Origin of the sequence: Chryseobacterium taklimakanense, from assembly GCF_900187185.1 — a bacterium.
GTDB lineage: Bacteria > Bacteroidota > Bacteroidia > Flavobacteriales > Weeksellaceae > Planobacterium > Planobacterium taklimakanense.
The window spans coordinates 2,310,268-2,328,995 of the sequence record NZ_LT906465.1 but is presented as its reverse complement, the minus strand read 5'-3'; the positions used below and the strand labels follow the sequence as shown (position 1 = coordinate 2,328,995).

At 44.1% G+C, this 18,728-nt stretch carries 6 protein-coding genes, 2 tRNA genes and 3 rRNA genes; 1 reads left to right on the top strand and 10 read right to left on the bottom strand.

What is annotated here, in order from left to right; translation table 11 throughout:
- The first annotated feature begins 55 nt into the window (after positions 1 to 55).
- Positions 56 to 1,684 carry an acyl-CoA carboxylase subunit beta gene (locus CKV81_RS11125; RefSeq protein WP_095073211.1) on the top strand — a complete coding sequence of 543 codons (1,629 nt, stop codon included), beginning with the start codon at positions 56 to 58 and terminating at the stop codon, positions 1,682 to 1,684.
- 452 nt (positions 1,685 to 2,136) lie between these two features.
- Here CKV81_RS11125 and rrf read toward each other — a convergent pair.
- From rrf to CKV81_RS11075, 10 genes are all read right to left on the bottom strand, one after another.
- A 5S ribosomal RNA gene (gene rrf / locus CKV81_RS11120) occupies positions 2,137 to 2,244 on the bottom strand.
- A gap of 162 nt (positions 2,245 to 2,406) precedes the next feature.
- Positions 2,407 to 5,152: ribosomal RNA gene (locus CKV81_RS11115) — 23S ribosomal RNA — on the bottom strand.
- A gap of 160 nt (positions 5,153 to 5,312) precedes the next feature.
- A tRNA-Ala gene (locus CKV81_RS11110) sits at positions 5,313 to 5,386 on the bottom strand.
- Between the two features lie 89 nt (positions 5,387 to 5,475).
- A tRNA-Ile gene (locus CKV81_RS11105) sits at positions 5,476 to 5,549 on the bottom strand.
- Between the two features lie 194 nt (positions 5,550 to 5,743).
- Positions 5,744 to 7,260 (bottom strand): 16S ribosomal RNA (locus CKV81_RS11100).
- The 16S, 23S and 5S rRNA genes sit together here with 2 tRNA genes alongside, the layout of an rRNA operon.
- Before the next feature lie 706 nt (positions 7,261 to 7,966).
- Positions 7,967 to 8,263: a VanZ family protein gene (locus CKV81_RS11095; protein WP_309300013.1), complete on the bottom strand. Its 297-nt coding sequence runs from the start codon at positions 8,261 to 8,263 to the stop codon at positions 7,967 to 7,969.
- A gap of 55 nt (positions 8,264 to 8,318) precedes the next feature.
- Positions 8,319 to 8,696 (bottom strand): glycine cleavage system protein GcvH, encoded by a 378-nt coding sequence (gene gcvH, locus CKV81_RS11090; RefSeq protein ID WP_095073209.1) that lies wholly within the window; start codon positions 8,694 to 8,696, stop codon positions 8,319 to 8,321.
- Positions 8,697 to 8,761: 65 nt separating this feature from the next.
- Positions 8,762 to 15,817 (bottom strand): T9SS outer membrane translocon Sov/SprA, encoded by a 7,056-nt coding sequence (sov, locus tag CKV81_RS11085; RefSeq protein ID WP_456064380.1) that lies wholly within the window; start codon positions 15,815 to 15,817, stop codon positions 8,762 to 8,764.
- Positions 15,818 to 15,823: 6 nt separating this feature from the next.
- The gene (gene ruvA, locus CKV81_RS11080) at positions 15,824 to 16,408 is read right to left on the bottom strand and encodes a Holliday junction branch migration protein RuvA (RefSeq protein ID WP_095073207.1); all 585 of its coding nucleotides are present in this window, start codon (positions 16,406 to 16,408) and stop codon (positions 15,824 to 15,826) included.
- Positions 16,405 to 18,705 carry an NADP-dependent malic enzyme gene (locus tag CKV81_RS11075; protein ID WP_095073204.1) on the bottom strand — a complete coding sequence of 767 codons (2,301 nt, stop codon included), beginning with the start codon at positions 18,703 to 18,705 and terminating at the stop codon, positions 16,405 to 16,407. Before CKV81_RS11075 ends, ruvA begins: the two co-directional genes overlap by 4 nt.
- Positions 18,706 to 18,728: the final 23 nt, after the last annotated feature.

Below are 18,728 nucleotides of genomic sequence, written 5' to 3'. Positions count from 1 at the left end.
ATCCTTTCCAATTTCCCTAAAAGTATTATCTTTAAAGGAAATTTTAAGAAGAAACATGGATTTAGAATTTAATAAAAGAGAAGACCAAAACAAACTTAAACTTGCAGAAATCAACCGCCTTTTGGCCGAAATCAAAAAAGGTGGTGGTGAAAAACGGCTTCAGAAACTTCGTGATGAAGGTAAAATGACTGCCCGTGAAAGAATTGAATATCTTCTCGATAAAAATTCAGAATCTATTGAAATAGGTGCTTTTGCAGGTTACGAAATGTACCAGGAGCACGGCGGCTGCCCAAGCGGTGGCGTTGTTGTGGTGATGGGTTATGTATCAGGAAAACAGTGCATCGTCGTTGCAAATGATGCCTCCGTAAAAGCCGGAGCCTGGTTCCCGATAACCGGAAAGAAAAACCTTCGCGCACAGGAAATCGCGATGGAGAACCGCTTGCCAATCATTTACCTTGTAGATTCAGCCGGCGTTTACCTTCCTATGCAGGACGAAATATTCCCTGATAAGGAGCACTTTGGACGTATTTTCCGTAATAATGCGAAGATGAGTTCAATGGGGATAATCCAGATTTCAGCGGTGATGGGGAGCTGCGTTGCCGGTGGTGCGTATTTACCAATCATGAGCGATGAGGCGATGATTGTGGATGGCACAGGTTCCATTTTCTTGGCTGGAAGTTACCTGGTAAAAGCCGCCATCGGTGAAAATATAGATAACGAAACATTGGGAGGCGCAACGACGCATTGCGAGATTTCTGGTGTTACGGATTATAAAGCTGCTGATGACAAAGATGCACTGGACCGGATTAAAAACATCATGAAAACGGTTGGCGATTTTGACAAAGCCGGCTTCGACCGTACCGAAAGTTATCCGCCAAAGAAAAGCCCGTCCGATATTTTTGGAATTATCCCCGCATCCCGGGCTGATCAGTATGATACTTATGATATCATCAGATGTCTGGTAGATCAATCAGAATTTGAAGAATATAAACCGGATTATGGTAAAACAATCATTTGTGCCACTGCAAGAATTGATGGCTGGGCGGTAGGAATAGTGGCCAACCAAAGGAAGCTCGTAAAAAGCGGCAAAGGTGAAATGCAGTTCGGCGGGGTGATTTATTCTGATTCAGCTGACAAGGCAACGCGATTTATTGCCAATTGCAACCAGCGTAAAATCCCGCTGTTATTTTTACAGGACGTCACCGGTTTTATGGTGGGTTCAAAATCAGAACATGGCGGAATTATAAAGGACGGAGCGAAAATGGTTAACGCAGTCTCAAACTCGGTCGTACCTAAATTTACCGTAATCACCGGGAATTCTTACGGCGCCGGAAATTACGCTATGTGCGGTAAAGCTTATGATCCGAGATTAATTGTCGCGTGGCCGTGGGCAGACCTTGCAGTGATGGGCGGCGCGCAGGCTGCTAAAGTTTTGGCACAGATCCAGGAGTCCACACTTAAAAAGCAGGGCAAAGAGATTACTGAGGAAGAACACAACGAGATTCTCGATACTATATCTAGAAAATATCAAAAACAAACGGAAGCAACTTATGCCGCCGCCAGATTATGGACCGATGCCATCATTAATCCTGAAGATACCAGAAAATGGATTTCAATGGGGATCGAAGCAGCCAATCATTCGCCGATAACAGAAAAGTTCAACTTAGGAATAATTCAGGTGTAAATTAAAAGACAAAAACGTGCCCCGCTAAAAAACTGAGCGGGATTTTTTGGGTGCAATTTAGATTAATACCCTTCCAGCTCTCAAACGGCCTCTACTTCAGTGAACCGCTCGATTCCGGAACACCAAAATACACTTGGCGTTATAACCCGCTTTTAAATAGGGAGCATTTCGGGAAGCCCATGCTCATTTCTTTCCCCCCCCGCTGTTCGCTGTATCTTTTGCTCTTCGCCCTGCTCATCACAAAAGGATGCCGCTTCCATCGGGGCTATAAGGGCGGCCGGGACCCGGTAGAGCAATAAATGATGAATGATGAATAGGATGACCGGCAAAGGCATATTCAGGCTTCCTTCGCACTACTTTATCGAACACCACCTAACCTTTCGGGCTCCTTTAAGCCCCAGGTATAAAACAAAAAAAATCCTTCACTCTTTCGAATGAAGGATTTTAAAAAAAACTGGCGGCGACCTACTCTCCCGCGTTAGCAGTACCATCGGCGCTAGAGGGCTTAACTTCTGTGTTCGGAATGGGAACAGGTGAGCCCCTCTGCTAAAACCACCCTAAATATTGTATTGCTGTACTATGTAAAATGTATAATGTACATTCTTGTTATGATGCACCATCAATACTTTGTACATTGTACATTGTACTTCGTACAATATTTATCGATAAAAACGCTCACAAAGAAAAAACCTTGAGTTGCACTTCCGAGTGCCGGACCAATAGGCTATAAATCTACGGGTAATTAGTACTACTCGGCTATGCTGTTACCAGCTTTACACCTGTAGCCTATCAACGTCGTCATCTCCAACGACCCTTAAAAGATGTCTCATCTTGAGGCAGGTTTCGCACTTATATGCTTTCAGTGCTTATCCTTACCAAACATAGCTACTCTGCGGTGCGCCTGGCGGCACAACAGATACACCAGAGGTTTGTTCAAATCGGTCCTCTCGTACTAGATTCAAGCCCTCTCAAACATCTAACGCCCGCAATAGATAGAGACCGAACTGTCTCACGACGTTCTGAACCCAGCTCGCGTGCCACTTTAATGGGCGAACAGCCCAACCCTTGGGACCTTCTCCAGCCCCAGGATGTGACGAGCCGACATCGAGGTGCCGAACCTCCCCGTCGATGTGAGCTCTTGGGGGAGACTAGCCTGTTATCCCCGGAGTACCTTTTATCCTATGAGCGATGGCCCTTCCATGCGGAACCACCGGATCACTATGTCCTGCTTTCGCACCTGATCGACTTGTAGGTCTCACAGTCAAGCACCCTTATGCCATTACACTCTACGCACGGTTACCAAGCGTGCTGAGGGTACCTTTGAAAGCCTCCGTTACTCTTTTGGAGGCGACCACCCCAGTCAAACTACCCACCACGCAGTGTCCTTCCTAAAGAAGTTAGGCTCCAAGTAAGCAAAGGGTGGTATTTCAACGTCGGCTCCACCGATACTGGCGTACCGGCTTCAAAGCCTCCCACCTATCCTACACATTGCTTACTCAAAGTCAATACGAAGTTATAGTAAAGGTTCACAGGGTCTTTTCGTCCCATTGCGGGTAATCGGCATCTTCACCGATACTACAATTTCACCGAGCTCGTGGCTGAGACAGTGCCCAGATCGTTACACCATTCGTGCAGGTCGGAACTTACCCGACAAGGAATTTCGCTACCTTAGGACCGTTATAGTTACGGCCGCCGTTTACTGGGGCTTCAGTCAACGCCTTCGCTTACGCTAAGCGCCTTCCTTAACCTTCCAGCACCGGGCAGGTGTCAGACCCTATACAGCATCTTTCGATTTAGCAGAGTCCTGTGTTTTTGATAAACAGTCGCCTGGGCCTCTTCACTGCGGCCCCGATTGCTCGGGGCGTCTCTTCTTCCGAAGTTACGAGACTATTTTGCCTAGTTCCTTAGCCACGACTCACTCGAGCACCTTAGGATTCTCTCCTCGACTACCTGTGTCGGTTTTGGTACGGGTTGCTTCTCTTCGGCTTTTCTTGGATCCACCTTCATTACAGCAGCTTCGCCCGAAGGCTAGGCCTTGACTATTCCGTCAGTCTTCAGCAACTACAGTGAACCGTCCCCTTTTAACGAGAGCAAGTTTAGGAATATTAACCTAATGTCCATCCACTACCCCTTTCGGGTTCGCGTTAGGCCCCGACTAACCCTCAGCTGATTAGCATGGCTGAGGAAACCTTAGTCTTTCGGTGAGGGGGTTTCTCGCCCCCTTTATCGTTACTTATGCCTACATTTTCTTTTCTATAAGCTCCACAATACCTCGCGATACTGCTTCTGCGCCGATAGAATGCTCCCCTACCCAGTATAAATACTGCCATAGCTTCGGTAATATGCTTATGCCCGATTATTATCCATGCCGGACCGCTCGACTAGTGAGCTGTTACGCACTCTTTAAATGAATGGCTGCTTCCAAGCCAACATCCTAGCTGTCAATGCAGTCCAACCGCGTTGTTTCAACTTAGCATATATTTAGGGACCTTAGCTGTTGGTCTGGGTTCTTTCCCTCTCGGACATGGACCTTAGCACCCATGCCCTCACTGCTGCGCATCATTTATTAGCATTCGGAGTTTGTCAGGAATTGGTAGGCGATGAAACCCCCGCATCCAATCAGTAGCTCTACCTCTAATAAACTAACGCAACGCTGCACCTAAATGCATTTCGGGGAGTACGAGCTATCTCCCAGTTTGATTGGCCTTTCACCCCTACCCACAGGTCATCCGAAGACTTTTCAACGTCAACCGGTTCGGTCCTCCACTTTGTGTTACCAAAGCTTCAACCTGCCCATGGGTAGATCACAAGGTTTCGCGTCTAATCCTACTAACTATTCGCCCTATTCAGACTCGCTTTCGCTTCGGCTCCGTAACTTAATTACTTAACCTCGCTAGTAAAATTAACTCGTAGGCTCATTATGCAAAAGGCACGCCGTCACCCAACTTGTGGGCTCCGACCGCTTGTAGGCGTACGGTTTCAGGTTCTCTTTCACCCTTCTATTCGAAGTGCTTTTCACCTTTCCTTCACAGTACTTGTTCACTATCGGTCTTTCAGGAGTATTTAGCCTTGGAGGATGGTCCCCCCATATTCAGACAGGATTTCACGTGTCCCGCCCTACTCATTTATCACTTATGTATGCCTTTCATATACGGGGCTATCACCCTCTATGGCCGTTCTTTCCAAAACGTTCTATTAAACATATAAAAGCTTTTGGGCTAATCCGCTTTCGCTCGCCACTACTTACGGAATCTCTTCGATTTCTTTTCCTCCGGGTACTTAGATGTTTCAGTTCTCCGGGTTTGCTCACCTTGCGGTGTGACTGGTCTTCAACCAGCCGGGTTGCCCCATTCGGACATCTGCGGATCAACTCGTGTGTGCCAATCCCCGCAGCTTTTCGCAGCTTACCACGTCCTTCCTCGCCTCTGAAAGCCTAGGCATCCGCCATACGCCCTTAACGATTTCTTTCCTATTTTTGTTAGTTTCCTAAAGCACTCGAAAGTGCTCGGTTTTCTCTTTGTGATGTCTTTACCGTTAATGTCAATGATCTTTTTTCTTCTCTTCAAACTGATGAACAGACGTTGTTTTTGGCTCCGTCCGTAACTTTTAAACCAGTCTTCCAAAACTGTGGAGAATAAGGGAGTCGAACCCTTGACCTCCTGCGTGCAAGGCAGGCGCTCTAGCCAGCTGAGCTAATTCCCCTCTAGTAGACTTTGAGAACCCAGAGCCGAGATTCAAGACTTAGACCGTCCTGGTTCCTGGTTCGGGCATCTCCCAATCTGTTCAATTAGTAGTCTCGGGCAGGCTCGAACTGCCGACCTCTACATTATCAGTGTAGCGCTCTAACCAGCTGAGCTACGAGACTGTCTGCTTAGACAATTAGATTCCAGATTCCAGATACAAGACTCTATCGTCTTGATTCTTGGCTCTTGGCTCTTGTATCTCTTTCCCTGTACTAATTTCTAGTGGGTTTTATTTTTTAATATACAACCGAGTAAAAAAAACCAAAGCAAAACTTTAAGCAAGTTCTTTTTGTTTTGTTTTGACGTATAGTCTCTAAAATGAGATGTTCCAGCCGCACCTTCCGGTACGGCTACCTTGTTACGACTTAGCCCTAGTTACCTGTTTTACCCTAGGCAGCTCCTTTTACGGTCACCGACTTCAGGTACCCCAGACTTCCATGGCTTGACGGGCGGTGTGTACAAGGCCCGGGAACGTATTCACCGCGCCATGGCTGATGCGCGATTACTAGCGATTCCAGCTTCATAGAGTCGAGTTGCAGACTCCAATCCGAACTGAGACCGGCTTTCGAGATTCGCATCACATCGCTGTGTAGCTGCCCTCTGTACCGGCCATTGTATTACGTGTGTGGCCCAAGACGTAAGGGCCGTGATGATTTGACGTCATCCCCACCTTCCTCTCTACTTGCGTAGGCAGTCTCACTAGAGTCCTCAACTGAATGGTAGCAACTAGTGACAGGGGTTGCGCTCGTTGCAGGACTTAACCTAACACCTCACGGCACGAGCTGACGACAACCATGCAGCACCTTGGAAGCGGCCCGAAGGAAGGCCTATTTCTAAGCCTGTCCACTCCCATTTAAGTCTTGGTAAGGTTCCTCGCGTATCATCGAATTAAACCACATAATCCACCGCTTGTGCGGGCCCCCGTCAATTCCTTTGAGTTTCATTCTTGCGAACGTACTCCCCAGGTGGCTAACTTATCACTTTCGCTTGGTCTCTGAGTCCGAAAACCCAAAAACGAGTTAGCATCGTTTACGGCGTGGACTACCAGGGTATCTAATCCTGTTCGCTCCCCACGCTTTCGTCCATCAGCGTCAGTTAAATCTTAGTGACCTGCCTTCGCAATTGGTGTTCTAAGTAATATCTATGCATTTCACCGCTACACTACTTATTCCAGCCACTTCAAATTTACTCAAGACTCGCAGTATCAACGGCAGTTCTACAGTTAAGCTGCAGGCTTTCACCACTGACTTACGAGCCCGCCTACGGACCCTTTAAACCCAATAAATCCGGATAACGCTTGCACCCTCCGTATTACCGCGGCTGCTGGCACGGAGTTAGCCGGTGCTTATTCATACAGTACCTTCAGCTACTTACACGTAAGTAGGTTTATCCCTGTATAAAAGAAGTTTACAATCCATAGGACCTTAATCCTTCACGCGGGATGGCTGGATCAGGCTTGCACCCATTGTCCAATATTCCTCACTGCTGCCTCCCGTAGGAGTCTGGTCCGTGTCTCAGTACCAGTGTGGGGGATCACCCTCTCAGGCCCCCTAAAGATCGTAGACTTGGTGAGCCGTTACCTCACCAACTATCTAATCTTGCGCGTGCCCATCTCTATCCGCCGGAGCTTTCAATATCAATTGATGCCAAATGATATATTATGGAATATTAATCCCCCTTTCGGAGGGCTATCTCCCAGATAAAGGCAGGTTGCACACGTGTTCCTCACCCGTACGCCGCTCTCAAGTTCCCGAAGGAACTCTACCGCTCGGCTTGCATGTGTTAGGCCTCCCGCTAGCGTTCATCCTGAGCCAGGATCAAACTCTCCATTGTATGTTTGTTCTGACTCACTCAAAGTTTGACTTCGCTTTGGTTTTTTTTCCTTACTTGGTTGTTATATCTTATTTCAATGATCTGTTTCTCTTCTCGCTCTTCAAACTACTTTCTGTCGTTTCGTCTGATTTGCGAGTGCAAAAGTATAAAGTATTTTTTAATTGACCAAATGTTTTTGAAAAAAAATTTAAAATTTTATCCAACTGCTTTCTTTTCAGAAAGAAAAATTTTAAAGTTATGATCTCCTAAACATAATCTCTAATTATCAACTCCTCTTCTGCGCTCCCCTTCTCTCGAATTGGGACTGCAAAGATACGTTTATTTTTTAACTGTGCAAATAAATTTTTATCTTTTTTTGCTACCGTTATTTTTAAACTACTTCTGCGCTACTTTGTTTTAAAGTGGTGCAAATGTATGTAAAGATTATGTTAACTTCAAAACGAATTATGTTAATATTGAAGTAATGTGGATAATGTGGAGCTTGAAATTTCTGGTTCTTAGTGAATTATAAACGTTTAAATTTTATCCACAAATTCTATTCAGAGGTTTGTAAAGGCTTTAAGCGATAGGGATAGTAGCGAAAATCCCGCAGCAGGTGGATGGCAAACAGGCGCGGGCGCGAGGAATTGCAGCGGATAGCCCGGTGCCTGCGGCTGGAATTTTACATTATATATATTAAGCGTTGGCAGGGAATCGCCCAAAAAATTTAGAATGGCAGTGTTTTAATCTTTTTGAAAAACCAATATCCCAGAAGTACGCCCAGGGTATCGGCGAGAAGATCGAGGGTTTCTAACGAGCGGCCCATGTGCATCTCGTCCTGAAGGATTTCTGTAAGGATTGCGTAAATGAGCATGATCTGGATAAAGGCAGCGAAGCGGATTTTGGGAAATGCCGCCATAAACGAAAACCCAAGCAATATGAAGATTGAGATATGCAGAACTTTGTCGATACCGGAGAACATGAACCAGTATTCGTGGTTTTCGACGCCTGGCTTCAGAAGCATATAAGTAAGAAATGCCCAATAAATGGGCAATATCTTACTGAATATGTTTGAAATTTTATCCAAGGGTTGCCTGATATTCTTCGGCAGAAAGCAACTCGGACAGATCTGCATCGTCCGCAATCTGTACTTTGATTATCCATCCCTCGCCATACGGGTCTGAATTAAGCAACTCGGGCTGGTCTTCTAAAGCTGAGTTGAATTCGGTTACAGTTCCGGTTACAGGTAAGTAAAGGTCTGAAACGGTTTTCACCGCTTCCACGCTTCCGAAAACATCGCCTGCTGATAAATCATCATCTACGGAATCTACATCCACAAATACGATATCGCCAAGTTCGCCCTGTGCAAAATCTGTAATACCGATGGTTGCAATATTTCCGTCGATTTTAACCCATTCGTGGTCTTTGGTGTACTTAAGTTCTGAAGGTGTATTCATTTCTAATGTTTATTATTGACCAAATTTAATCTAATTCCGCAAATATTACAAATAATTAGTGTTTTTTAATACGACGGCGCGCCGCCAAAATTGAAGGTTGCCGTTATACCCGCTCTGATTGTAGAAAGCGGAAAAGCGGTTGATATCTTGTATTTGGTCATCAGCTGGTCGTAAAAAAGGCGGATATTAAAATTCTGCGACATATTATAATCTGCAGTAAGTTTAATTCCGAATAGCTTCTGGCCGCCTGTAACCTGGGAATCATCAAGCAGAATATTGGTAATCCTGGTTCTGCTGTCACGTAAAGAGAAATCTCCTTTTATATTAAGGTCGCTTGTGATATTTTTAGATTTTCCGCGGACGTTCAGTTTCAGTTTAAGATCTTTTACCAAATAACCGAAACCAACGATATATTCCCTGCTGTCGTCTTCGGTCAATGTATGGTTGACCAGCCCGAGCATAAACAATCTGTCCTTATTATACTGTGCACTTAGTCTCATGTTATTGCGAAGCGTCACATCGGCGCCCAGGAGCGGTGAAAAAGATTCCACATAACCTACAGTAGAGAATACATAAGGATTTACAAAATCATTATTGATATCTCTTGAATTGGGATCGTTGTAAAAATCAATGTTGGACTGTATTCCCGTTCCCGTGTAAGTTGAATTGTAAGCGTGCAAAATGTCAAATTTCGAAAACTGACTGTTAATTAAAGGAATGTTACTAAGCCCGGAGTATGTCACCCGCCAGTTTGGCAAAGGCACTCCAACTTTTGTGGGATTAGCCAGGGTTTTTGTACCTCTGCCCTCTACAGCTGCCTGAAAAGCAGGAATCAGAACGTAGGCATTCGCAAGGCTGTAGCCGTCGGAATAGCCATTGTTTGAAGTTCCGCTTCCAAGTAGTGCAGAAATTGCTTTTGCATTGGCAATCATATTTTCATAAATGGATTCGCCGGACTTAAATGAAGTTCTGAACATCCAGTTTGAACGTGAATAAGTGAGCAATTCATTCTCAAATGCAAAATCAAAATATGGTGTTGAGGGATCCGCATCCAGGTTGAAACCACCCTGAAGCATATTTCTGTTGTAGCGCATCATACCGCTCAAATCGATCCGCAAATCATTCAGCGGCATAATCTGAAGATTTGCATCAAACGTTTTTGAGCTGAGCTGAGAAAAAGGATCATTCAACAGTTCAGAAGTTGTGAGCCATGAATTTTCGATAGCGACTCTTCTGATATCAGCCTGTGATCCCAGAAGGAAACCGTAGGTTGGCCCGCCAATTCCCTGTCCGTAGCCATAGAAATTTGGTGAAGACAGAATTCCCGGCAATACGGTTCCGTTGTTCTCATTATAATTAATGTCAAGCTGCCTGATCGAAGTCAGCGCGTAAGCAATGCTTTGGAAAGGGGTAAGTCTGTTTTTAAACTTATGTCCTTTATATTTATTAAGAATAAAGAACTTGTTTTTCTTGGCAATCTTCAGAGCCTCCTCGCTGTTGATATTATTTAATGAGTCAATTTCCCGGCCACGTTTTAGCATGGTTTGATCAATATCCCTGAAAAACTTAAATTTCCTGAAAAACTGCGGCATGTCAACGGAAGCCGTAACAACTTTATTATTGGTGTTCTGAGAGATATTTCCGAGGTTTCCTGCAGGGCTGTTCAACAGAACGTTGGAGCGTGCATTCCAGTTGTAAGTAAATCCGTAACCTACTTCAGCATTTATAAAATCAAGATGCGGCAAGAACTCAAACGGCAACCTGTAATTTAGCTGCACCCTGTGATTGTACAGCACAGGACGGCCGGCACGGAACGGATTCTCAAAAATGGATTTGGTGTTCATTGTGTTTGCTGCAATGTTGTCGTTAAGTGTTCTTGTTGCAGAATTCACTTCCATTTTGAGGGAATTGGTAAATTTAAACCCTAAATTATACTGCCACCCGAAATAGAAATTCCTGTTCTTGAGGATATCAAACTCGCTGCCCTGATTTCCGTTCAGCAGGGATTCCACGTTCCGGAACTGCATTTCGTTGTAGTTTCTGTCAAGTTCAGTTCTGAAAGAGAATGTTGTAGGAACCGGATTGAAATTGAACTCCCTGATCCATCTTAAATATTTGTAAGATTTAGCCGTATCGCTGACTAAATTTTTAAATGGCCTCAATACATAAGGTTTGAAGCTGTAATTATAGTCCAAATAACTGCGCAGGAACTGCCTGTAATTCCTCTTTGTATAAACATCACGATAAAAATCATCGTTGTAGATTGCCGTAAACGAAAGGTTCTCTACATCGTAAAATCTCGGTTTGCTGTTTTCGTTCATCCTTTCCTTACGCATGTTCACGACGCTGATACTTCTTTGCTGGGTGTATGTTCTTGCTACTTTTTTCAGTTCCTCCTTGTTGGAAGCTTTCTGAAACTCAACATCTGTATCGATTGGATTGTATTTAGGGTCTTCGATGGTTTGGGTGTATGAATAATTTACCGGGATCCGCATTCCCACTTTTTCAGGGATAAATTTATCCACGTTTACCGTCGTATTGATGTTGAAACCGGAGTTTGTAGCCTGCGCCCTTTCCACAGGTTTCTGGTCAATAGCTCCAAAGCCAACCGTCGAATACGCAGCATTGGCATTGACAACTGCAAAATCGCCAAGGTTAAAATTCAAACTTGCATTTCCGGCATAACCGCCTTTGTTTTCAATTTCAGAAAGACGGATTTCATTCACCCATAGTATTAAATCTTTAGACTGAGCCTGGAGGTTCCGCACCCCGATCATCATGGTGGTGATGTTTCCTAAAGATGGGCGGCCTTTTACATAGATTTTCTTGTTGGTATCACCGTAAGCGGCGTAATGGTAACGGTAGCCGATTAAATTTGCTGCTTCCTGATCTCTTTTAAGTTTTGCATCTACGAAATTCTGAATTTCCAAATCTACGTTGTTTTCTACAGGCCAGATCTCCAAGGGTGATTTCGCATTTTTTGGCGTGTACTGCAATGAGGCTTCGTATTCGTAATAGTTGTCGGTGGCATCGCTACCAAATCTGATGAAGAATTTGGTATTTTCATCCAACTGATTACTTGGCGCACCTGCTTTGATGTCTTCAGCATGTACAAACAGTTCAAGCTTTTTGTATCTGCGCATATCGATGAAGGTATTTTTCGTCACACCTTTTGCATCATTGCCAAGATTGAGGAATTTCATAAAAAGTGAAGATTCGTTCTGCCTTTGTGCACCTGCATTACCGCTTAAAACCTGTCTGTCAATTCCGGGCGGCAAGACATACGGCGGCGTTCCCAGTGCATTTTCTTCAAGATTTACGCTCCCTACAAAAAAATCATCATTATTTACAAGCATTGAACCTTCATTATCCGGTAAGGAGGGATCCGGCGGAATATTGCTTGCTGCGATATTCTTGTTATACTTTCTCCAGTCTGAACGTACCAAATCCATAGTTCCGAAACGGAGCGTCGAAGTTTCCTCGAAGCCGTCGAGTATAATTCTTGCAAACCTTACATTATTTAACACATCTGTGGATGCGTCTCCGGCGTTAGAATCAAACTGAGAAACCGGCACACGGAAAAGATACCACTTGTTGGTTGCTTCCTGTCCGTTCTGGAATTTTGATTTTACTTCTTTTACATCAGCGATGAAATTTTGGTTCAGAACCAAACTTGCTTTATCGAGGCTGATGGTATACTGGTTATAGCTTTCATTTTGGTCCAGGTTATAATCACGGTTTACATCTTCAGCATCGGGAGTCTGTGATGACACTTCGAGTGAACCGGACTTTGAATTACCTTCTGGATTTCTGAAGTATTTATAGCGCTCCGTTAATGACGATGCCTGGGCTCCGGTGAATTTATTGGAAAGGTAATACACAAAGTCGTCCGCAGCGGGATCGAGCTCATTTGTGACAGGATTGATGAAACTGGTGTTGAATTTCACAGCTTCTTCCTCATTGTTTAAGCCATCATAACCGGCATCCTGTATCGTGCGTTCCTCACCTTCTGAAGAAAATGCATAGAGAACCGGAAACTGGTTGGGCTGTTTACCCCAGTTTGTCGTAGAAACCGATGAAGGAGAATTCGGTGTCGGAAGCCCGTTTTCGTACTGAAGTTTTCCGTCTTTCAAAACATCTTCAGAAACATTTCCCAATTGTAACTTTAATTTGGGAGCATTACCGACCGCTTTACCGTCTGCGTAAGGATCCATCATCCAAAACTCAACATATTCGATATTGGAATTTGTAAAATTGGAAACCGAAATCGGCCTCATCAATCCGCCCCATCTCTGAAGTACGGATTCCTGATTCGGATTGACGTTGTATGGGCCGCGTTCTGCCGGGTAAAATGTAATGTCGAAAGTATTGGTAAAAGTCTGTTCACCCGCGACAAAATCCCGATTATTCAAAATTTCAGACATGTGAACCCGGCGGGAAGCGTGGTTGGAAACGGTTTGCGCATTAATACCGCTTGGTGCTTTTCCGCCGACGCCCCAGAATCTCGGGTCAATATTGTACCACGACAGCAGGCCTCTGCCGTAACCGCTTTGAAGGTTGTCATTTAAGCCAGCACTATTATAAATCGGATCATTGAAATTCTTCTCCGGTTTTGAAGCCAAACTCCACATCGCAGGGTCTTTAATCGAAATTTTGGTCGAAGACTGCTCGAAATCATCGATATAAGACTGGTCATTAATTCCTTTATTCTGTCCCGGAATCAGGTAGGCGCCTTCTGCTTTAAAATTAATATTGGACGGAGCTTCAGTGTTTACCAAAGGTATTTTGTCTGCAAGCCTCGTAAGGAAAGGAACTTCTTTGTTGAACATCAAGTTCATTCCTGCCATGGTATTATTTACGGCTTCATCGCCGAAGTTGACCTTTTGGGTAAGCGGCCTTTCTGCATAATTCACCACAGTGGCGCCCAGAAGAAGGTTTTCGTTGAATTTCCTTTCTAAATTTAATCCTAAAAACCTTTTCCGCTGCGTATTGAACATCAGCTGGCTTTCCATAGAAATATTGATGGCCTGGCCCGAATTTTTGATCTGTTCGTTGATGATATTTACCGTTCCGAACATATAATCCACGGTGTAGTCCTGCCCTTCGATCAGCTGTACGCCATTTGCAGTAACTTTCACAGAACCCTGCGGAATATTCAGTGCACCGAGAGCAATTCCGGAACCCTGTGTTCCTTTAAACCTACCTTCAACGGTATAGCGCAGGGCAAGATTGCTTTGAGCGGCAATCTGTTTTTGCTGGGTATATAAATCCGTAAAAACAAACTGCGGATCGCTGCTTCCCAAAACATTCTGCATATAGCTTCCGAAAGGCTGAGATTTGGTGAAAATCAGTTTTCCGTCCTGAGATTTGATGGTGATTCCTTCAACGAAATCAAAAAGGCCGTCGCCGGTATCAGTTCCGTTATTCTGAAGGTCATTGTTCAGGTTTAGCCTGTCCCAGTTTAAAAGCTTGAGAAGGTTGATGTCCTGTACATTGGTTCCCGGCAGGTAATTTACTTTACCGTTTTGCGGTGAATTGTAATAAACGTTTGCGGCGAAGTTTTCCTGTGAAATTTGGTTGGCATTGATCGGGTAAACGTTCTTCATCATGAGGTTCCACATGGGGGATGTGGTTTTCACCGTGGTATTCGGCTTTAAAAGTTTTGTGATTAAAACCGGGCTTTCCTCGGAAAACTCTCCTACTTTGTAAACCGTTCTTTCGCCGTTCACGGTGTACGAATAAGCAACTGCCAGCAGCTGATTGTCATTTAATTTTTGATTTAGTGATAAATATCCTAACTGCCTGTCGTAAGTAAATTCGTTAGGATTCAGCCTTCTTGCTTTTCTGTTGAAGATAAACTGTTCACCGTCTATATAAACTTCCGGTGCGCCACTGGCATTTGGGAAACTTTGACCTTTAATGGTGTTGTAAGCTGTATTCGGGTCACGAAGCCCTGCTCCCAGATTGCTGATGTTTTGATAGAGATTATTTTGGAGGTTGCTCGGGTATCCTGACGTTCCTTCACCCAAATCCCTGATACCGATGATACTTTTCTGATCCTGAAGATTCCCCGAACCCTGTTCAAGAACCCAGGCTTCAATACGGTTGATATTTATTTTTGAATTGATTAAAGGGTAATTCAAAAGCGCATTGTCATAATTGTTGAGGAAATAATGTCCCAAGTAATAGTGCTGGTTTTCCTCATAATCAATCGCGTTTATTTTAAAAGTCTGCAATGCTCCACCACCCTGAACGACAATATTTCTCGCCTCGCCCTGCTGTTGCGAAAAAACCATCGTTCCGTAGGTTTTACCAAGCTGGAATTCGGTTTTTAAACCAAAAAGCGACTGCGAACCGCGGATTAAACCGGTAGACAGCGGCATATTCACATTTCCGAATTCCACCCTTTTTATGATTTTGTCTTCGCCGCCGGTGGTGGGATCATTCAGTCCCTTGCTCTGAAGGTCTTTCCAGGTGCCTTTGGCCTGCCAAACTAAATTCATACGATTTTCGAAGGCGAAACCGCTCTGCGTGTCGTAGTTGGCCCTAAGCTGTAAATTTTCTCCGACTTTCCCCAACAAACCAAGCTGAATTCTTTGCTGGATGTTGATTGCGAAATTGCTTCGGTTCTGCGGCAGTATTAAAGGATTGTCAATTTTTTGGTAAAGTCCACCCAAGTCGAAAGAGGCAAATCCCTGCGGTATAAGCTCTATTTTGTTGCTTCCGAAAATGCTTTCAAATAATTTGTTTTTCACCAAAACTGCCGGAATGAGCCCTTTTTTCTGGGCTTCCGTCTGGTCTTTACGGAAAATCACATTATAATTAGCAGATTTCTCTCGGTAGTAATCTGCAAGCTGGGTGCTCATCACATAATCCTGATATTCCCTCACCGTCATCACCGTGGGTGCGCCGATGACCGTGTTCCCAATCTTTGGATAAAGAAAATACATTCCGGTTTCCACATCGTAGAAAGCTTCGTAGCGTGTAGGATTGGGCAGACTGAAATCTTTCCGGATGCTTATACTGTCCTGCGGCAAGGCCTGGGCAGTAGATTTAGCAAAAGAAAAGAACAGAAATAGGAAAACAGATAATCTATAAATTATAAAATTCTTTCTCACCAAGTGTTTTTAAAGGTTTTTTAAAATCTGCTTTACAAGATCTTCGACCGAAATTTCCGGCTTTTGTTTCAGGAACCTGTCCGCAATTTTTTCGCTCATTTTTTTAGAAATTCCTAAAACTTCTAATGCAGATAACGATTCTTCCTTTACTTTATTATTTACTGAAACAGAATTATTTTTCTCTTCGGTACTGAATTTTTGTACTTTATCTCTCAGGTCAACAATTATTCTTTCTGCGGTTTTGGCACCGATACCTTTTACCCTTTGCAAAAGCCCACTGTTACCCGATAAAACCGCATTGCCAATCTCCACATTATTCAATGAGGACAGCATGATGAGCGCCGATACCGGGCCAACGCCGTTCACGCTTATCAGAAGATTAAACATCTCTTTTTCCGAAGAAGTATGAAACCCAAAAAGCAAATTTGCATCTTCACGGATAATTTGTTGGGTAAAGAGAAAAGTTTCCTTACCCAAATTTAGTTTTTCTGAGGTCTGCAGGCTGATTCCCACGTAATAACCAACACCGTTAACATCGATGACGGTATAAGTTGGTGTGAGTTCCTGTACAGTTCCTTTTAACGAGTAAATCATTTTCCGGACTTTTTCATTTCTTCTCTTCTCTGCGCATCCAGAACGGCAATGGTGGCCAAATTCACGATTTCATCCACACTGGAACGCATCTGCACCACGTGGACCGGCTGTTTCAAGCCCATTAAAATAGGTCCTACAACCTGCGCTACTTTCATTCCTCTGATAATTTTGTATGAAAGGTTCGCACTTTCAAGATTCGGGAACACAAAAACGTTTGCCGGTGTTGTGCCCAGTTTGGAGAAAGGATAATCTGCCAAATGGTCTGCATTCATCGCAAAGTCAGGCTGAATTTCGCCATCAACAACCATTTTAGGAAACTTTTGGTGAAGAATTTCGACCGCTTTTGCCACTTTCTTGGAAGTCTCTGAGATTCCTGCGAAATTTTCGTAGCCCAGCATCGCAATTCTTGGTTCGATGGCGAAAGTTTTCACAGTAATTTCAGCCATTTTCGCAATGTTGACCAAATCTTCGACTGACGGATCCGCATTGATGGATGTATCTGCAAAGAAAATCGGTTTCTTCTCGGTTAAGATCATCATCATCCCAGCTACTTTATCTACACCGTTTTCTTTTTCAATGACTTCTAAAACCGGCCGGAGTACAGAGGTGTAATTTTTAGAAAAGCCGACAATCAGCCCGTCGGTATCGCCGTGTTTCAGCATCAGCGGGCCAAAATAATCACGCTGGCGGACAAAACGTTTCGCCTTGTACTCATTCATACCTTTTCTTTGGCGAAGTTTCCAAAGCGTATCCCGGTATTCGCGGCGTTTTTCTTCCTGGTCATCATCCATCGGATCCACGATTGGCACATCGATTTCGATTCCGAATTTCTGCATTTGCTCCCTGATGAATTTTTTCTCACCCAAGAGAATAGGTTGCGCAATCCCTTCTTCGTAAAGAATTTGTGCAGCTTTCAGGACATTATACTCTTCAGCATTTCCAAGTGTAATTCTTTTCGGGTTTGAACGCGCCCTGTTCTGCATCATACGGATCAGTTTCTCGTCGCGCCCCATTCTGTCGAGGAGATTGTTTTCATACTCCTCAAAATCGGTGATCGCTCTTCCCGCAATACCGCTTTCCATAGCTGCTTTTGCCACAGCGATAGAAACCCTTGTGATCAAACGGTTATCGAAGGGCTTGGGAATAAAATAATCTCTGCCGAAATTCAAAGATTTCAAATTGTAAGCTAAAATCACAGCTTCCGGAACAGGTTCTTTGGCAAGATCTGCAAGGGCGTGAACTGCCGCCAATTTCATTTCTTCATTAATTCCTGAAGCCTGCACATCCAAAGCGCCACGGAAAATATATGGGAAGCCCAAAACATTGTTCACCTGGTTAGGAAAATCGCTTCTTCCGGTAGCCATGATCACGTCTTTGCGGGTTTTTATCGCCAGATTATAATCAATTTCCGGAGTTGGGTTAGCCAAACCAAAGACAATTGGATTTTCTGCCATCGAGTTCAGCATATCCGGCGTCATCACGTCGCCTTTTGAAAGCCCAACGAAAACATCGGCACCCATTAATGCTTCGTCCAAGGTATCTTTATCCGTATTTACGATAAAATCGAGCTTTTCCGGAGTTAAATTTTCTCTTTTGTGGTTGATCACGCCTTTGCTGTCGCACATCAGCACGTTTTCTTTCTTTAATCCGAGAGCGATATAAAGTTTTGTACAGGCAATCGCTGCGGCTCCGGCACCGTTCACGACCATTTTCACCTCATCAATCTTTTTTCCGGCCAGCTCCAGAGCATTCAGCAAAGCTGCTGCAGAAATGATTGCAGTACCGTGCTGGTCATCGTGCATCAACGGAATGTTGAGTTCTTCTTTCAGTCTTTGTTCGATATAGAAAGCTTCAGGTGCTTTAATATCTTCAAGATTGATTCCGCCAAAAGTTGGGGCAATTCCTTTGACAATTTCGATGAATTTATCAGGATCTTTTTCACTAATCTCGATATCAAAAACATTGATGTCTGCGAAAATTTTAAATAAAAGCCCTTTCCCTTCCATCACCGGCTTTGAGGCTTCAGCACCGATATCCCCCAGTCCCAGTACCGCGGTTCCATTGGAGATCACTGCTACCAGATTTCCTTTTCCGGTATAATCGTAAATGGTTTGCGGATTTTTTTCAATCTCAAGACACGGAATTGCTACGCCCGGCGAATAAGCCAGGGAAAGATCCCGCGCTGAGGAATGCGGTTTTGATGGAATGACTTCTATTTTACCTTTTGGTTCTGCTTTATGATAGTCGAGAGCGGCTTGGTTGAAGTTTTTCTCGTCTCTGTTTTTGTATGTAGGCATTGATTTGATTTGAAATTTAAAAA